Genomic DNA, 16,533 nt, shown 5'->3' with positions numbered 1-16,533 from the left:
GCGAACCTATGTGGTACTTTCTTGATCATGTCGTTGCTGCGCCTGGGTCCGGCCGCTGAGTACATCGGTGTCCATCCTGTGACCCTTCGCAGGTGGGCGGATGAGGGACGGGTTGCGGTGACGTGGGTTGGTCGGGAGCGTCGGTTCGACTCTGGCTTGCTTGACGCGTTCGTCGGACGGGTTGAGGTGGAACGGCCGCGCCGTGAGGCGTTGTATGTACGGGTGTCGGGTACGTCTGGCCAGGAGACGTCGCTGGTGGCCCAGGAGGCGGAGCTGCGGGCTGCAGCTGCCGGCGAGGTGGTGGCCGTGTTCAAGGACAAGGCGTCTGGGCTGCGGGAGAACCGGCCGGGACTTGCCCGGGTGTTGAAGGGTGCTGCGGCCGGCGAGTTCACCGTAGTAAGGGTGACGCACAGTGACCGGTTGGCCCGGTTCGGCGTGGCGTGGTTGACCGCTCTGCTCGCCCGTGACGGGGTGACTGTCGAGGTGCTGCACGCGAAGGGTTCGGCCGGTGGGGTCGAGGAACTGGTGGACGACTTCATGTCTCTGGTCGCCACGTTCGCCGGCCGGATGTACGGCCTGCGGTCCCGTGAGGCCAAGCGGCGACTGCTGGCGGCCGCGGGTAAAGGCGTGGGGTAGTGGCTGGTTCCTGGCTGACGTCGACCGTGACCTGCACCGCGTACCGGGCGGTGTGCGGCGGTAAGCCCGATGCGCCGGGCGTGCAGGCGCCCGTGACGGGGCGGGTACTCGCCGAGCGGGTCGGGTGGCTGGCGGACCTGGTTCGGGGCATGGCCGACGAGGTGATCGTTGCGCGTTGGTCGGATGCGCACCTTGCGGAGCTTGCCGGTGGGGTCGGCCCTGATGGGAGGCGTCTGCCGGGCAACGGGTGGATGGCGCTGCGCCGGCTCGGCTGGGGTGCGGTGCCGCCGGCGGGGGTGGTGGTGTCGGACCGGGTTCGTCGGATCGCCGAGGAAGAAGCGGCCCGCGTTCTGCGTCTGGCGTGCCACCGTCGTGGGACCGTTGCCGCGCTGCTGGCCACGTGGCCGGCCGATCCGTCCGCCCGTACCGATGACGAGTGGTCAGCGTTGCGGGCGGCGTTACCCGAAGGAACCGATAGCGCGACGATCCGCAGCCGGACCCGACAGATCACCGGATACATCGACGTGCATGGCGGGCTGCCGGCGGACCTGTGTGAGTTGGAGGGTCCGCCGGCCGTGGCTCGGCAGGTGAGCCTCGCTGCGGCCGACCGGCAACAGGTCGCCGTCGACCGGGTCGGCGACCGCGTGGTGCGGGTGTGGTCGCAGCTTCCGATGTGCGCAGCGCCAGCCTCGTACCGCGACTGGGTGTGGCATGCCTTCGACGTGGCGCTGCCGCCGATCGTGCCAGCCGAGGTGAAGGTGTGCACTCCGACGCTGCGTCCCGGCGATGGCAAGGTTCGCGTTGACCTGCCCTGGCAGACCCCGCACACCCCGCCCCGGTTGGACGGCCACACTCGTGCGCTTGGTGTTGACTGGGGTGTGAACACCCTGCTGACCGCGACCGTGGCCGACCTCGACCAGGACGGCACTGTGGTGGTGCAGGGCCGCCCGTTGCGGTTCGACGCGACCGGCGTGTCGGCGAAACTGGTGCGGCTACGCCGCCACCGCGAACACCTCAACACCAAAGTCGACCAATTGACGCGGCTGCGTGACGGCCGGCCTGCCCACGTCCCAGCCGAGGCGGCACTGACTGCGAAGCTTGCCCTCCTGGAGGCCGAGCACTCGGCGGTGTGCGCCCGGATCCGGCATCTCAACAAGGCTCTTGCCTGGTCGGCGGCGCGGTGGCTCGTCGACCAGGCGACCTCGGTCGGCGCGACCGTCATCTACGTCGAGGACCTCGCCACGCTCGAGGGCCGTGGTGGGTCACGCAGCCTCAACCGGCGGATCTCTGGTGCGGTACGCGGCACCGTGTTCACCGCCATCGCCCACCTCGCCGCGAAAGTAGATACCGCAGTCGTCACTGTTCCGGCGCGTGGCACCTCGTCCGGCTGTCCCCGCTGCGGCGGTGCGGTCAAGCACGTCAAAACCCCGCAGCGGAGCGTCGCCGGGTACCGGTGGGCCACCTGCCCGTGCGGACTGTCGATGGACCGTGACCACGCCGCGGCGCAACGGATCGCCGCCCGGGGCCTAGCCAACCAGGCCAAAACCCGCCGCGGCCGTAACGGCAACACCGCGATCCGGACAGTCACCGATACACCGGTCCGTCACCGGGCACGTCGACCAACCCGAACCGCCACGATCCCGCCGGTGCGGGATCGGCGCAAAACCGTACCCACCCCGAAGCAGATCCGACCTGCAACGGTCAAGACCTCACGCCTGCTGCCCTTGCGACGGCAGGTTCCCGCCCCGGCAGACTCCCCATCGGGATCTGCCGGTCAGCGTCCGGCGGGACGGACACCCCAGGAGACCAACCCGTCAAGGCCGGTCAGCCAGGTGCCGCACACGGTTCCCACCACCGCTCCGCGACACCCTCACCGGGTCCGCGGGGCAGCCCTCGGCCGCGGCTTCCACCGCCACGTGCACGCCACCCCCGTAACCGACCGGGACGGCAGCGCCAGCCGGATGTCCGGCTTGCCGAGGATCACATAGGAAGCCAGAGACGCTGGTCCGCAGATCCACCGCACACCTCCCGCCGACGTCGATACTCTTCCCGCGCCCGCCGTGGCTGCCGACCGTCTTCGCCACGCCCGGCGACAAGAACCAGGTCCTGGTCCCCGTGCCCGGGGCCGTGACCATCGCGCTGGTGGGGCTGCAACTGGTCGCCGCAGCGGTGTCGGCCTGGGTGGCGTGGCCGTGGCCGGCCGCCCTGGTGGTAACCGCCTTGACGGTGTCCACCGTGGTCACCGAGCTGCCGCGCTGGCGGCGGCTCGCCCCGCTCGGCCGCGACGGCCGACCGGCCCGACGCCGCCCTCCGCCGGCGGGCCCGACGGCGACCCGGCCGAGGAACGCGTCGGCGGGCCGGGCGGCGACCGGCCGGGGACAGACGCGTTTGCGGACCGGGCCGGGTCAGGCGACCCGGCGGATGCTGCCGATCGGCGGCGCCGGCACGGCGTCCGGGTGCAGGATCGCCGCGATCGCCTCGACCCCGTCGACCAGCCGGGGCCCGGCGCGCACGATCAGCCCGTCCGCGTCGACGGCCCAGACCTCCGCGTCCGGGAAGTGCGATGCCACCGCCGCGGCCTGGTCGGCCGCCCCGTCGAGGTGGAAGCCGCACGGGGTGACCAGCACGACCTCCGGCGCCGCGGCCTGCAGCGTCGCCCAGGTGGTGGGCGTCGAGGGGGCGCCGGGGTGGGTGGCCACCGGCTCGCCGCCGGCGGCGCTGACCTGGTCGGGAATCCAGTGGCCGGCGCCGAACGGCGGGTCCACCCACTCCACGACCGCGACCCGGCGCCGAGGCCGGCCGGCCACCGCCCTGGCCACCGCAGCCAGTCGCGCCCGCAGGCCGTCCACCAGGGCCTCCGCCCGATCCGGTACGCGGGCCGCCGCCCCCACCGCCAGGATGGTGCCGAGCACCTCCTCCAGGGTGTACGGGTCCAGCGACAGCACATCGGCCCGGCAGCCGAGGTGGTCCACGGCGTCGGCCACGCGCCCGGCGGGCAGGGCGCAGACCCGGCACAGGTCCTGGGTGAGGATCAGGTCGGGGTCGAGCCCGGCCAGCGCGCCCGCGTGCAGGGTGTAGAGGTCGGCGCCGGCGGCGAGCTGCCCCTTGACGTACGCGTCGATCTCGCCGGGGCTCATGCCGCGGGTGTCCCGGCCGCCCACGACGACGGTGGTGCCGGCGCGGTCGGCCGGCGGCAGCTCGCACTCGAAGGTGACCCCGACGAGTTCTTCCGCGAGGCCCAGGGCGTAGGCGATCTCGGTGGCGGAGGGGAGCAGGGAGACCAGACGCATCCCGCCATCCTGCCGGCCCACGGCACGCGGCCCGCACCGCCCCGGCAGTTGCCCGATTCGGACCTCTCCGCCCGGGCCCGGCGATACGCTGGGTCGGCGCCGGGAGAGCACGGACGCGTCGGTCGTCGCCGCTGCACGGGTCGCCACGGTCCACCTCGGGGCCGTCCGCCCCGACGGCGATCTCGCGGGAGGCGGTGCGATGTCGGATCCCATCGGAGCGTTCTTCGACCGTCTCGCCGACGGCGGGTACGCGCGCCTGCTGCGCAAGACCGGCGGTACCGTCCGGTTCGAGCTGACCGGGGACGACGGGCTCGACCTCTGGCACCTGACCATCGTCGACGGGCGGGTCGCGGTGTCGCGGGAGGCGCGTGACGCGGACGCGGTGATCCACACCGACCGCGCCTTCTTTGTTCGGATGGTGCTGGGCGAGGCCAAGCCGCTGCCGGCCTGGCTGCGCAACGACATCACCAGCGAGGGGCAGTTCCGCTTCATCGTCCTGCTGGAGCGGCTCTTCGCCGCGCCGCCGGGGGCCCGGCATCCGCGCGCCGTGGCCGGTGACCGTCGGGAGCTGGCGTGAAGTCGAACCTGGTCCGGGTGATGGCCGGCAACATCTTCGTGCTCAGCCAGGACAACGGCGACATCGAGGCGAGCGTCGCCAACCCGTGCGGCTTCTTCGACTTCGACACCCGCTTCCTGTCCCGGTGGCGGCTGAGCCTCAACGGGGAGCGGCTGAACCCGCTGTCCATCGCCGAACGGGGCTACTTCGCGCTGCGCTTCTTCCTGGTGCCGGGCGAGCCCACCCACTACGTGGATGCGAAGGCCTCGGTGATCCGGGAGCGGTCCATCACCGGGGGTGCCTTCGAGGAGCGGCTGACCGTTTTCAACCACGACCGGGAGCCGGTGGAGTTCACCGTACGGCTGGACGTGGAGAGCGACTTTCTGCCGATCCTCGCGGTCGGCGAGGAGCGGAAGCCGGTGGGACGGCTCTACCGGCGCGTGGACGCGGGGTGTCTACGGCTCGGCTACCGGCGGGAGAAGTTCCACCGGGAGACGGTGATCTCCACCGATGAGCCGGCGGCCGTAACCGAGGACGGGCTGACGTACACCGTGCGGGTGCAAGCGAACGGCGAGTGGACGACGACCGTGCGGGTCCGGGCGCTGGTGCTGCGGCCGGACGGCCGGGACGTCCGGGAGCAGCTGGTGCGGCGCCCGCGGCGGACCATCGCGGAGCAGCGGGACGACCTGGCGCGCTGGCTGAGCCGGGCGCCGCAGCTGAGCTGCGACTGGGACGCCGTGACCACCACCTATCAACGGAGCCTGGTCGACCTGGCCGCGCTGCGGTACTCCCCGCTGACCCTCCCGGACGAGGCGATGCCGGCCGCCGGCCTGCCGTGGGCCGCCACCGTCACCGGGCGGGACAGTATCCTGACCAGCTTCCAGGCGCTGCCGGTCGCCCCGGAGCTGGCGGTGGCCACCCTGCGGATGCTCGGCATCGACCAGGGCTCGGTGCTCGACGACTTCCGCGACGAGGAGCCGGGCAAGATCCTACGCGAGTTCCGGTACGGCGAGCTGGCGGCCTTCGAGGAGTGTCCCGAGTCGCCGTACTACGGCAGCGCCGACGTCACTCCGCTCTACGTGGTGCTGCTCGACGAGTACGAGCGGTGGACCGGCGACGCCGACCTGGTGCGGGAGTTCGAGGACGAGGCCCGGGCGGCGCTGAACTGGATCGACGAGTATGGCGACATTCTCGGCGACGGCTACGTCCGCTACCGGCGGCGCAACGAGCGGACCGGGAGGGAGAACCAGGGCTGGAAGGACACGGCGGAGGCGATCTGCTACGCCGACGGGCGGCTGCCGGAACCGCCCCGGGCCACCTGCGAGCTGCAGGGGTACGCGTACGACGCGAAGCTGCGGGGGGCCCGGCTGGCCCGCGAGTTCTGGGGCGACCCGGCGTACGCGGACCGGCTGGAGCGGGAGGCGGCGGCGCTTCGGGAGCGCTTCGAACGGGACTTCTGGATCGCCGACCGGGGCTACTACGCGCTCGCGCTGGACGCCGACGGCCGGCAGGTCGACGCGCTCGCCTCCAACATGGGGCACCTGTTGTGGAGCGGCATCGTCGACGCGTCCCGGGCCGCGCTGGTCGCCGAGCACCTGCTCGGCCCGCGGCTCTTCTCCGGCTGGGGGGTGCGGACCCTCGCCGAGGGGCAGGCGCCGTACAACCCGCTGGGCTACCACCTCGGGGCGGTCTGGCCGTTCGACAACGCGCTGATCGCCTGGGGGCTGCGCCGGTACGGTTTCGCCGAGGAGGCCGGCCGGATCGCCGAGGGGATCATCGACGCGGCGCATTATTTCCAGGGCCGGATGCCGGAGGCGTTGGCCGGCTATCCCCGGGAGTTGACCCGCTTCCCGGTGCGTTATCCGACGGCGAACAGCCCGCAGGCGCTGGCCACCGGCGCGACGTTCCTGCTGCTGCGGGCCCTGCTCGGGCTGGAACCGGCCGGTGAGCACCTGGTGATGGCGCCGCGGGTGCCGGCCCGGTTCGGCCGGGTGGAGCTGCTGGACGTCCGCGGCCGGTGGGGCCGGATCGACGTGATCGGCAGCGGGTTGGCTCACGTGGACCGCGGATGACCGAGGGTCGGGTTGACGGTGCTCGAGGCCGGCGCCGCCGGTGACGAGGATCCTCAGGTCCGGCGGCCCCCTCGGCGGCCGGACCATGTCGTGCCGGCTGGTCCGCTCGCGGCATCACTCGTCGGACGGTTTCGGCGCCGGTCAGCGGGCCCGGTCCCGCTCCCTGCGCGTCGTGCTCGAAGCCGGTGGGCAACGGTGAGACCTGCCACCCTCGCGGCGCGGCGGGTTGGCGGTCGCTCCGGGCCGCGTCTAGCGTTCGCCGGGGCGCTCCGCTCGCGCCCGACAGCCCACCTCGCCCGACCGGAGGACATCCCTTCATGCGCGCCACCGTCATCCACGGACCGAACGACATCCGGGTCGAGGAGGTGCCGGACGCCGCCGTCCGCACCCCCACCGACGCCGTCGTACGCGTTGTGCTCGCCTGCATCTGCGGCAGCGACCTCTGGGCGTACCGCGGGGTGGCCACGCGCCAGCCCGGGCAGCGGATCGGCCACGAGTTCCTCGGCGTGGTCGAGGCCGTCGGCGCCGAGGTGACCTCGGTCCAGGCGGGCGACCTGGTGGTGGCCCCCTTCGTCTGGTCCGACGGGGTCTGCGACTTCTGCCGGCAGGGCCTGCAGACCTCCTGCCCGCACGGCGGATTCTGGGGTGAGCCCGGCTCCGACGGTGGTCAGGGGGAGGCCGTCCGCGTCCCGTACGCCGACGGCACCCTGGTCAAGCTCCCCGCCGAGGCGGCCGGCGACGAGCGGCTGCTCAACGCGATGCTCGCCCTGTCCGACGTGATGTCCACCGGCCATCACGCCGCCCTGGCCGCCCGGGTCCGCCCCGGCGCCACCGTCGCCGTGGTCGGCGACGGCGCGGTCGGCCTCTGCGGGGTGCTCGCCGCCAAGCGGCTCGGCGCCGAGCAGATCATCGCGCTCGGCCGGCACACCGCCCGCACTGACATCGCCCGCTCCTTCGGCGCCACCGACGTGGTCGCCGAGCGGGGCGACGCCGCGATCGCCGCGGTGAAGGAGCTGACCAAGGGGCAGGGCGCGCACGCCGTCCTGGAGGCCGTCGGTACCGAGGAGTCGATGCGTACCGCGATCTCCATCGCCCGCGACGGCGGCGCGGTCGGCTACGTCGGCGTGCCGCACGGCGGCAGCGCCGGCGTCGACATCGGCCAGATGTTCGGCCGCAACGTCGCGCTCGGCGGCGGCGTCGCGCCGGCCCGGGCGTACATCCCCGAGCTGCTCGCCGACGTGCTGGCCGGAACCATCGACCCGTCGCCGGTCTTCGACCGGTCGGTGACCCTCGATCAGGTGCCGGACGGCTACCGGGCGATGGACGAGCGCACCGCGCTCAAGGTCCGCATCACCTTCTGACGAGGGCCGTCACCGGTCTGCGGCGAGCAGGAATCGCGCGACCTGGCGACCCGTGGCGGAGGTCAGATCGGGCGTGGCCCGCAGCAGGTCGTCGAGCAGGCCTGGAAGGTGCTCCAGGGTGTACGCCCGGAAGTTCCGTTCGACGCCTCGGGTCGACATGTCGAACCGGGCGTCGACGGCGGGCTGGGGTGAGCGGGCCCAGTCGGCGCGTCGCAACGCACCTGCGCGGCCGGCGGCCCCGGGGCCCGGCGGACGCGCGGCCTCGGTGGTGACGTCCTTTGCTCTGCTGCAGCCCTCGCAACACTCGGCGTCGCTCGGTGTTGCCTCCGCTGCAGCAGAGCAAAGGACGTGAGGGAACCGTCCTGGGTGGTCGCCGGTGCCCCTGACCACGCGCCGGCCGTTGCTGAGCATGCGGGCCGCCCGAGCGCCGAGTGGCGCACCGGCGGGGGCCGGGGCGCGCGCCGATCGTGAGCCCTCAGCGGCCGCTGGAGCGGCGGCGCCGGGCCCGCTCGTAGTCCTGGAACCGGGCCTTGGCGATCACCGACCGATCCGCCGTACGCAGCTCGGTGAGGGTGACCGGGCCGGCGAAGGCCACCACCTCGTCCCGCAGCCCGCCGTCGCGCAGGTCGGCGGTGCGGATGTCGAAGCTCGGCATGGTTCCTCCCCGTGGCGCCGCGCGAGCCCGCGGCGGGGCCGGAGGTATCCCGGCCGGACGCGTGGACGCCCGCCGATTTCCGGGCCCGCCGGAACGAAACGGTGGGGGAGATACGGGCCACGCCGCGACCCGCCGGGCGACCGGAGGGGCATCTCCCCTGGTGGACGGCGCGGGTTGTACCGTACGGTGCTCGCCGTGACCGCGCACGATCATGTTCCGCCCGGCCCCGTCGCCGTGCTCGCCAACCCCACCGCCGGCCGGGGCCGGCACCGTGGCCTGCTGCCCCGACTGCTGGACCGGTTGGGTGCCGGCGGCCGGCCGGTGGAGCTGCTCACGGCGGGTACCCCGGCGGAGGCGGAGGCGGCCTGCCACGCCGCGGTCGCGGACGGCGCCGGCGCGCTGGTCGCGGTCGGTGGCGACGGCACGGTCCACCGGGCGTTGCAGGCCGTCGCCGGTACGGCTGTGCCGTTCGGCCCCGTCCCCGCCGGCACCGGCAACGACTTCGCGGCCGACACGGGATTCCCGGCCGACCCGCTCGCCGCCGTCGACGTGATCGCCGCCGCGCTGCACGACGGCCGGACCCGCCCGGTCGACCTGGCCCGAATGACCGCCCCGGACGGCGGCGACCGCTGGTACGGGGCGGTGCTGGCCGCCGGCTTCGACTCGATCGTCAACGAGCGGGCCAACCGGATGCGCTGGCCGCGCGGCCCGCGCCGCTACGACCTGGCGATCCTGGTGGAGCTGGCCCGGCTGCGTCCGCGCAGGTACACGCTGCGCCTCGACGGCGAGGAGTTGACGCTCGACGCCGTTTTGGTGGCGGTGGGCAACTGCGCCAGCTACGGCGGGGGCATGCGGATCTGCCCGAACGCCGACCCGACCGACGGGCTGCTGGACGTGGTGGTCGGCGGGCGGTTCGACCGGCGCACGCTGATGCGGGTGAAGCCGCGCATCTATCAGGGCACGCACGTCGACCACCCGCTGGTGCGCAGCTACCGGGCGCGGACCGTGGAGCTGGCCGCCGAGGGCATCACCACGTACGCCGACGGGGAGCGGTCCCTCGACCTGCCGGTGCGGATCAGCGCCGCGCCGCGGGCGGTGCGCCTGCTGCGCTGAGCGACGCCTCGGCGTCGGGCCGGCCCGCCGGTTCAGTGGTCGGCGTGCCGGCCCGGACCGCGCCGATGCTGGCGGCGATCACCAGGCCGATCGCGAGGATCTCCACCAGGCGCAGTTCCTGGTGCAGGACCAGCCAGCCGGCGAGGGCGGCGATGGCCGGGCCGAGGCTCATCAGCACGGCGAAGGTCGCGGTGGGCAGCCGGCGCAGCGCCACCAGTTCCAGGGTGTACGGCAGCACCGAGGCGAGCACGGCGAGCCCGGCGCCCAGCCCGAGCACGGCCGGATGCCACAGCCGGGCGCCGGCGCCGACCAGCCCGATCGGCAGCGTGACCAGGGCGGCCACCGCGAGCGCCAGGGCCAGCCCGTCGGCGCGCGGGAACCGGCCGCCGACCCGCGCCGAGCAGACGATGTACGCCGCCCACATCGCCCCCGCGCCCAACGCGAGCGCGGCGCCGACCGGGTTGAGCCGGTCGAAGCCGCCCTGGCCGAGCAGGGCCACCCCGGCCAGGGCCAGCCCGGCCCAGCACCAGGCGGCCAGCCGGCGGGCGGTGCACACCGACAGCGCGAGCGGTCCGAGCACCTCCAGGGTGACCGCCGGACCGAGCGGGATGCGGTCGATGGCCTGGTAGAAGATCGAGTTCATGCCGGCCAGGGCCAGCCCGAAGGCCACCACCGACGCCCAGTCGGCGCGGTCGTGGCCGCGCAGTCGCGGCCGGCACACCGCCAGCATCAGCAGCGCGCCGATGGTCAGCCGCAGCGTCACCGCCCCGGCCACCCCGGTACGCGGGAAGAGCAGGGCGGCGACCGCCGACCCGAACTGCACCGACAGCGCGCCGCCCAGTACCAGCCCGACCGCGCCGAACTGACCGTCGCGCGGGCGGCGCGGGGCGTGGGTCGCCGACGGGTGCGGCCTGGTGGTCATGCCGGTGACGCTAGACGGGCAGGTCGGAACCGGGCTCGCCGGGCCTCGGGTTGGCGCCGGAAACCGCAGCTCAGGAGCCCAGTGCCAGGTCGAGCACCGCGCCGAGCCCGGTGGCCCGGCCGGCGTCCGCAGCCGGCAGCACCAGCACCGCGCAGCCGGCGTCCACCGCGCCCGCGTCGGCCGGCGTGTCGCCGACCATCAACGCGTGCTCGGGGTCGACGCCCAGCATCCCGCAGGCGCGCAGGAAGATCCCCGGGTCGGGCTTGCAGCGCCCCACCTCGTAGGAGAGCGCGTACGCGTCGACCAGGCCGTCGAGGCCCCAGGCGGCGAAGAGCGGCCGGATGTCGAAGCCGATGTTGCTGACCACGGCCACCTTCACCCCGGCGCGCCGCAGCTCCTTGAGGACCGCCTCGGTGTCCGGGTACGGCAGCCAGCCCTCGGGGACCAGCACCCGCTCGTAGAGCGCCTCGGCGAACCCGTCGATGCCGGCGTCCACCGTCTCCGCCAGCCCGGTGTACGCGCCCCGGTGGGCGTGCTCGTAGAGATCCCGGTCGGCCCAGACCTCGGCCAGCCGGGGCGGGACCCGCGCCGGCAGCGGGCCGCCGGCCCGCCCGGCGGTGAGCAGCCGGTCGGCCAGCGAGGTGGCCCGCACCCGGTCCAGCTCCACCCCGCACGCGGCGGCGGCCGCCAGCACCCAGTCGCGCGGCTCCTCCACCTGAGCGAGCGTGCCGTGGAAGTCGAAGAGGACCGCCTCCACGGGCCGGCGGGACATGCTCGGGCGGACGGCGTCGTCGGCGCCGCTCGAGGCGTGGGGCGGTTCGGCATGGTCCGGCACGTCGTGCACCCTACCGACCCCCTCCGACCGTCCCGCCGGACGGCCTTGTCAGGTGGCGGTCGGTCATACCGATTAATCTTGTAGGCATGTCGAGCCCCGCCGAGCGGTACGCAGCGGCACGCCGCCGGGCCGCGCAGGCCTCCGCCTTCCCGGCCCTGGACGAGTTCTCCTCCGAGCTGGAGTTCGATCTCGACGACTTCCAGCGGGAGGCGTGCCAGTCCCTGGAGCGGGGCAGCGGCGTGCTGGTCTGCGCCCCCACCGGCGCCGGCAAGACGGTGGTCGGCGAGTTCGCCGTACACCTGGCCCTGCGCGGCACGCCCGGGCGGCCGGCGGCGGCCGACGCGGCCGAGGCGCCGACCACCCGGCGCAAGTGCTTCTACACCACGCCGATCAAGGCGCTGTCCAACCAGAAGTACCACGACCTGGTGGACCGCTACGGCGCCGAGCAGGTCGGCCTGCTCACCGGCGACAACGCGATCAACGGCGACGCCCCGGTGGTGGTGATGACCACCGAGGTGCTGCGCAACATGCTCTACGCCGGCTCCAGCACCCTCGAGGGCCTGGCGTACGTGGTGATGGACGAGGTGCACTACCTCGCCGACCGGTTCCGCGGTGGGGTGTGGGAAGAGGTGATCATCCATCTGCCCGCCTCGGTCACCCTGGTCAGCCTCTCCGCGACGGTCTCCAACGCCGAGGAGTTCGCCGACTGGTTGGTCACCGTGCGGGGCGCGACCGCCGTGGTGGTCAGCGAGCATCGGCCGGTGCCGCTCTGGCAGCACATGCTGGTCGGCAAGCGGATGTTCGACCTGTTCCACGACGCGGATGCCGCCCGCAAGCACGACGTGCATCCGGAGCTGCTGCGCTACACCCGGGACACGGTGCGTCGCCTGGAGCTGGGCGAGGGGCGTAGCGCCGGCCCCGGCGCCGGGCGCCGCGGGCCGCGCTGGCGCGGACCGATGCGGCCGGACATCGTCGAGCGGCTCGACCGGGAGAACCTCCTGCCGGCGATTCTGTTCATCTTCAGCCGGGCCGGCTGCGCCGCGGCGGTCCAGCAGTGTCTCGCCGCCGGGCTCCGGCTCACCTCGCCGGAGGAGCGGGCGGAGATCCGCCGGGTGGTCGAGTCCCGGGTCACCGCGATCCCCGGCGAGGACCTGACGGTGCTCGGCTACTGGGAGTGGCTCGACGGGCTCGAGCGCGGTCTGGCCTCCCACCACGCGGGCATGCTGCCGGTGTTCAAGGAGGTCGTCGAGGAGCTCTTCGTCCGGGGACTGGTCAAGGCGGTCTTCGCCACCGAGACCCTCGCCCTGGGCATCAACATGCCGGCCCGCTGTGTGGTGCTGGAGCGGCTGGTCAAGTACAACGGCGAGGCACATGTCGACCTGACCCCGGGGGAGTACACGCAGCTCACCGGGCGGGCCGGCCGGCGGGGCATCGATGTCGAGGGGCACGCCGTGGTGGTCTGGTCCCCGGAGACCGACCCCCGCCACGTGGCCGGGCTCGCCTCGACCCGCACCTATCCGCTGCGGTCCAGCTTCCGGCCGTCGTACAACATGGCAGTCAACCTGGTCGGCACGGTCGGCGCGGAGCCGGCCCGGGCGCTGCTGGAGTCCTCGTTCGCCCAGTTCCAGGCGGACCGCTCGGTGGTCGGCCTGGCCCGCCAGGTGCAGCGCAACACCGAGACCATCGAGGCGTACGGCGTCGAGGCGGCCTGCCACCACGGCGACTTCGACGAGTACTTCGCGCTGCGGGTGGCCATCGCCGACCGGGAACGGGCCATCGCCCGGCAGGGCCAGACCCAGCGCAAGGCGGCGGCCGTCGCGTCGCTGGAGCGGCTGCGGATCGGTGACGTGATCCGGGTGCCGTCCGGGCGGCGGGCCGGCCTGGCCGTCGTCCTCGACCCGGCCACCGGCGGCTTCGGCGAGCCGCGCCCGCTAGTGCTCACCCAGGACCGCTGGGCCGGCCGGGTCAGCCCCGGCGACTTCACCACCCCGGCCGAGGTGCTCGCCCGCATCCGGGTGCCCAAGCATTTCAACCACCGGTCCCCGGCCGCCCGGCGGGACCTGGCCGCCGAGGTCAGCGGCGCCGGTCTGGACCGGCACGGCGGTCGCCGCGGCGGGCGGTCCCGGCAGACGGCCGGCGAGGACCACCCACTCAGCCAGCTCCGCACCGAGCTGCGCCGGCACCCCTGCCACGCCTGCCCGGAGCGGGAGGAGCACGCCCGTTGGGCCGAGCGGCGCCGCCGCCTCGAACGCGACACCGAGGAGCTGCGGCAGCGGGTCTCCGGCCGCACCGGTTCGCTGGCGCGGACCTTCGACCGGATCGTCGCGCTGCTCACCACCCGGGGCTACCTCTCCGCCGACGGCGGGGTCACCGACGCGGGCCGGATGCTCAGCCGGATCTGGACCGAGGCGGACCTGCTGGTCGCCGAGTGCCTGCGCCGGGGCGTCTGGGACGGGCTCTCCCCGGCCGAACTCGCCGCCGCCGTCTCCGTGGTGGTCTTCGAGGCCCGCCGCGAGGTCGACGAGCGGGCCTCGCTGCCGCGCGGTGCGGCCGCCGACGCGGTCGACGAGACGCTCAAGCTGTGGGGCGACATCGAGGCGGACGAGGCCGCCCGGGGGCTCACGGTCACCCGGGAACCGGACCTGGGCTTCGCCTGGCCGATCTACCGCTGGGCCCGGGGCGAGGCGCTCGCCAAGGTGCTCGCCAGCGGCCACGAGATCGACGGCGAGATGCCCGCGGGCGACTTCGTGCGCTGGGCCCGGCAGGTGGTCGACCTGCTCGGCCAGCTCGCCGACTCCGGCGGCGCGTCGAGAGAGCTGCGCGCCACCGCCCGGCAGGCCATCACGGCCGTCAACCGGGGCGTGCTGGCCTACCACACCTCCGCCTGACCGTCACTTTCGGTCATGGCGGCCGATCCCACCCCCGGCGTCTGATCAGGAACGGGCGGCGAGCGCGTCCACGAGGCGACGGCACGAGCCGGCCAGGTTCCACCGCTGCGCCAGCTCCAGCAGCCGGTCCGGGTCCGCGGGCGCCGTCGGCAGCGCGGTGCGCAGCTCCGGCAGCGGTACGTCCCGCGCCACCTCCACCACCTTCGGCGCGACCGCCAGGTAATCCCGGGCCGCCTCCAGCTTGGTCCGCAGCCCCGGCGCGAAGCCGGACGTCGGGTCATCCAGCGCGGCGAGGATGCCGGGCAGCCCGTCGTACCGGTCGATCAGCCGGGAGGCCGTCTTCTCGCCCACGCCGGGCACCCCGGGCAGCCCGTCGCTCGGGTCGCCGCGCAGCGCCGCGAAGTCGGCGTACCGGTCGGCGGGGACCCCGTACCGAACGCGGACCGCCGCGTCGTCGCAGTCCTCCAGCTTGGCCACCCCGCGCCCGACGTAGAGCAGCCGGACCTGGCGGGCGTCGTCCACCAGCTGGAACAGGTCCCGGTCGCCGGAGACCACCTCGACCGGGCCGGGCTGGGTCACCGAGAGCGTGCCGAGCACGTCGTCGGCCTCGTAGCCGGTGGCGCCGACGTAGGGGATGCCGACCGCGTCCAGCACCTCCAGGATCATCGGCACCTGCGGGGAGAGGGTGTCCGGCACCACCTCGCCGCCCTCCGGCGCCACCCGGTGCGCCTTGTACGACGGCAGCAGCTCCACCCGCCACGCCGGCCGCCAGTCGTAGTCCAGCGCGCAGACCATCCGGTCCGGCCGGCGGGTGCGGACGAGCTGGGCGAGCATGTCGAGGAAGCCGCGCACGGCGTTGACCGGCTGGCCGTCCCCGGTCTTCGCGGCCGACTCGGGGATGCCGAAGTAGGCCCGGAAGTAGAGGCTGGGGGAGTCGATCAGCAGGATCGGGGGTTGCTGTGCCACCCGGACAGCCTGGCACAGCCGTACGACGAGGTGGGGGACGGCCGGTTCGTGCCGAGGCGTCCGCGGCGGGAGACGGGTGAGTCACGGGCGGGGAGACTGACGGCATGACCTTCGTACCCGGGCTGGCGCTCGCCCGGCGGTTCCACGACGAGGTGGTGGCGCCGCTGCTGACCCGGCGGCTGCCCGGGCTGCACTACGCCGCCGGTTTGCTCGACGGCGGGTCGGAGCTGCTCGGCCTGGACACCGCGCGCTCCACCGACCACGACTGGGGCCCGCGCGGACAGCTCTTCGTCGCCGACCCGGGCGACGTCGCGCCGGTCCGCGCGCTGCTGGACGCCGAGCTGCCGGCGGAGTTCCTCGGCTGGCCGACGCGGTTCGTCGGCGGCCCCGACGTCCGGCTCGGCGTCGTCGACGCCGACGGGGATCGGCACGGGGTGAGCGTTGACGAGCTGGGTGGATGGCTGCGCGGCCGGCTCGGCTTCGATCCGCTCACCGGCGTGGGCGTGTCCGATTGGCTCTCGGTGCCCACGCAGCGGTTGGCCGAGCTGACCGGTGGCGCGGTCTTCCACGACGGCCTCGACGGGGCGCTCACCGCCACCCGGGCCCGGCTGGCGTGGTACCCGGACGACGTGTGGCGGCACGTGCTGGCCGCCGTGTGGACCCGGATCGGTCAGGCGGAACACCTGGCCGGGCGGTGCGCCGAGGTCGGCGACGAGCTGGGCAGCCGGGTGGTGACCGCCGGGCTGGCCCGCGACCTGATGCGTCTCGGCCTGCTGGCGCACCGCCGCTGGCCCCCGTACGCGAAATGGCTCGGCACCCTCTTCGCCCGGCTGCCGGGGGCGGCCCCGGTGGTCGGCGCGCTCTCCGCCGCCCTCGGACCCGGCGGCTGGGCGGACCGGCAGGCCGGGCTGGTCCGGGCCCTGGCGGCGGTCGCCGGCTGGACGAACGACACCGGGCTGGCCGCGCCGGTCGACCCGACGGTCCGGCAGTTCCACGGGCGGCCGTTCCTGGTGCTCGACGCCGGACGGTTCGCCGCCGCCCTGCGCGCCGCGATCGGCGACCCGGCGCTGCGCGCGCGTCCCCTGGTCGGCGCCGTCGACCAGTACCTGGACAACGTCGACGTCCTCACCCACCCGCAGCGGGTACGCCGGGTCGCGGCGGCAGTCCTTCCCGACTGAGCGGGCGGGTCGGCCGGTCGGGCGTGGGGGTGAGGCCTGCCGCTGAGGTCGCTGGTCACGG

14 protein-coding genes are annotated in these 16,533 nt (G+C 74.3%); 8 read left to right on the top strand and 6 right to left on the bottom strand.

What is annotated here, in order from left to right:
• Positions 1-27 precede the first annotated feature (27 nt).
• Together SLP03_RS06755 and SLP03_RS06750 are read left to right on the top strand one after the other, a co-directional pair.
• Positions 28-636: an IS607 family transposase gene (locus SLP03_RS06755; RefSeq protein WP_319459639.1), complete on the top strand. Its 609-nt coding sequence runs from the start codon at positions 28-30 to the stop codon at positions 634-636.
• Positions 637-728: 92 nt separating this feature from the next.
• The gene (locus SLP03_RS06750) at positions 729-2,624 is read left to right on the top strand and encodes a zinc ribbon domain-containing protein (protein ID WP_319459638.1); all 1,896 of its coding nucleotides are present in this window, start codon (positions 729-731) and stop codon (positions 2,622-2,624) included.
• Between the two features lie 417 nt (positions 2,625-3,041).
• Here the strand turns inward: SLP03_RS06750 and SLP03_RS06745 are convergent, their stop codons facing one another.
• On the bottom strand, positions 3,042-3,926 hold the full coding sequence (locus SLP03_RS06745) for an ABC transporter substrate-binding protein (protein ID WP_319459637.1): 885 nt from the start codon (positions 3,924-3,926) through the stop codon (positions 3,042-3,044).
• 199 nt (positions 3,927-4,125) lie between these two features.
• Here SLP03_RS06745 and SLP03_RS06740 point away from each other — a divergent pair, with 199 nt between their 5' ends.
• The 3 genes from SLP03_RS06740 to SLP03_RS06730 all read left to right on the top strand — a co-directional run bounded on the left by SLP03_RS06740 (position 4,126) and on the right by SLP03_RS06730 (position 7,915).
• Positions 4,126-4,503, top strand: coding sequence for an SCP2 sterol-binding domain-containing protein (locus tag SLP03_RS06740; RefSeq protein WP_319459636.1), 378 nt, complete (start codon positions 4,126-4,128; stop codon positions 4,501-4,503).
• Positions 4,500-6,554 (top strand): glycogen debranching N-terminal domain-containing protein, encoded by a 2,055-nt coding sequence (locus SLP03_RS06735; protein ID WP_319459635.1) that lies wholly within the window; start codon positions 4,500-4,502, stop codon positions 6,552-6,554. The genes SLP03_RS06740 and SLP03_RS06735 overlap by 4 nt, the downstream gene beginning before the upstream one ends.
• Before the next feature lie 317 nt (positions 6,555-6,871).
• Positions 6,872-7,915 carry a zinc-dependent alcohol dehydrogenase family protein gene (locus SLP03_RS06730; protein WP_319459634.1) on the top strand — a complete coding sequence of 348 codons (1,044 nt, stop codon included), beginning with the start codon at positions 6,872-6,874 and terminating at the stop codon, positions 7,913-7,915.
• Positions 7,916-7,924: 9 nt separating this feature from the next.
• On the opposite strand, the gene SLP03_RS06725 is transcribed toward SLP03_RS06730, so the two are convergent.
• Together SLP03_RS06725 and SLP03_RS06720 are read right to left on the bottom strand one after the other, a co-directional pair.
• A complete protein-coding gene (locus SLP03_RS06725; protein WP_319459633.1) occupies positions 7,925-8,131 on the bottom strand; it encodes a hypothetical protein in 207 nt (68 codons plus the stop codon).
• 259 nt (positions 8,132-8,390) lie between these two features.
• The gene (locus SLP03_RS06720) at positions 8,391-8,570 is read right to left on the bottom strand and encodes a hypothetical protein (RefSeq protein WP_319459632.1); all 180 of its coding nucleotides are present in this window, start codon (positions 8,568-8,570) and stop codon (positions 8,391-8,393) included.
• Between the two features lie 186 nt (positions 8,571-8,756).
• Here SLP03_RS06720 and SLP03_RS06715 point away from each other — a divergent pair, with 186 nt between their 5' ends.
• Positions 8,757-9,683, top strand: a complete 927-nt coding sequence (locus SLP03_RS06715; protein WP_319459672.1) for a diacylglycerol kinase — start codon at positions 8,757-8,759, stop codon at positions 9,681-9,683.
• Here the strand turns inward: SLP03_RS06715 and SLP03_RS06710 are convergent.
• Positions 9,646-10,605 carry an EamA family transporter gene (locus tag SLP03_RS06710; protein ID WP_319459631.1) on the bottom strand — a complete coding sequence of 320 codons (960 nt, stop codon included), beginning with the start codon at positions 10,603-10,605 and terminating at the stop codon, positions 9,646-9,648. The two genes, SLP03_RS06715 and SLP03_RS06710, sit on opposite strands and share 38 nt — an antisense overlap.
• A gap of 70 nt (positions 10,606-10,675) precedes the next feature.
• Positions 10,676-11,440 (bottom strand): HAD family hydrolase, encoded by a 765-nt coding sequence (locus SLP03_RS06705; RefSeq protein WP_413644480.1) that lies wholly within the window; start codon positions 11,438-11,440, stop codon positions 10,676-10,678.
• A gap of 86 nt (positions 11,441-11,526) precedes the next feature.
• Here SLP03_RS06705 and SLP03_RS06700 point away from each other — a divergent pair, with 86 nt between their 5' ends.
• Positions 11,527-14,328, top strand: a complete 2,802-nt coding sequence (locus SLP03_RS06700; RefSeq protein ID WP_319459630.1) for a DEAD/DEAH box helicase — start codon at positions 11,527-11,529, stop codon at positions 14,326-14,328.
• A 45-nt stretch (positions 14,329-14,373) separates the two neighbouring features.
• Here the strand turns inward: SLP03_RS06700 and SLP03_RS06695 are convergent, their stop codons facing one another.
• Positions 14,374-15,294 carry a 5'-3' exonuclease gene (locus SLP03_RS06695; RefSeq protein ID WP_319459629.1) on the bottom strand — a complete coding sequence of 307 codons (921 nt, stop codon included), beginning with the start codon at positions 15,292-15,294 and terminating at the stop codon, positions 14,374-14,376.
• A gap of 104 nt (positions 15,295-15,398) precedes the next feature.
• On the opposite strand from SLP03_RS06695, the gene SLP03_RS06690 reads away from it, so the two are divergent.
• On the top strand, positions 15,399-16,472 hold the full coding sequence (locus tag SLP03_RS06690; protein WP_319459628.1) for a DUF4037 domain-containing protein: 1,074 nt from the start codon (positions 15,399-15,401) through the stop codon (positions 16,470-16,472).
• Positions 16,473-16,533 lie beyond the last annotated feature (61 nt).

It is taken from the genome of Micromonospora sp. RTP1Z1 (assembly GCF_033804685.1).
Lineage (GTDB): Bacteria > Actinomycetota > Actinomycetes > Mycobacteriales > Micromonosporaceae > Micromonospora.
Note: the sequence above shows the minus strand (reverse complement) of the source record. Positions and strands in the feature narration are given on the sequence as shown.

Bases quoted from the DNA above. Each gene is read 5' to 3' on its own strand.
- SLP03_RS06730 (WP_319459634.1), top strand. From the start codon at position 6,872: ATGCGCGCCACCGTCATCCACGGACCGAACGACATCCGGGTCGAGGAG.
- SLP03_RS06710 (WP_319459631.1), bottom strand. From the start codon at position 10,605: ATGACCACCAGGCCGCACCCGTCGGCGACCCACGCCCCGCGCCGCCCG.
- SLP03_RS06740 (WP_319459636.1), top strand. From the start codon at position 4,126: ATGTCGGATCCCATCGGAGCGTTCTTCGACCGTCTCGCCGACGGCGGG.
- SLP03_RS06745 (WP_319459637.1), bottom strand. From the start codon at position 3,926: ATGCGTCTGGTCTCCCTGCTCCCCTCCGCCACCGAGATCGCCTACGCC.
- SLP03_RS06720 (WP_319459632.1), bottom strand. From the start codon at position 8,570: ATGCCGAGCTTCGACATCCGCACCGCCGACCTGCGCGACGGCGGGCTG.
- SLP03_RS06755 (WP_319459639.1), top strand. From the start codon at position 28: ATGTCGTTGCTGCGCCTGGGTCCGGCCGCTGAGTACATCGGTGTCCAT.
- SLP03_RS06690 (WP_319459628.1), top strand. From the start codon at position 15,399: ATGACCTTCGTACCCGGGCTGGCGCTCGCCCGGCGGTTCCACGACGAG.
- SLP03_RS06700 (WP_319459630.1), top strand. From the start codon at position 11,527: ATGTCGAGCCCCGCCGAGCGGTACGCAGCGGCACGCCGCCGGGCCGCG.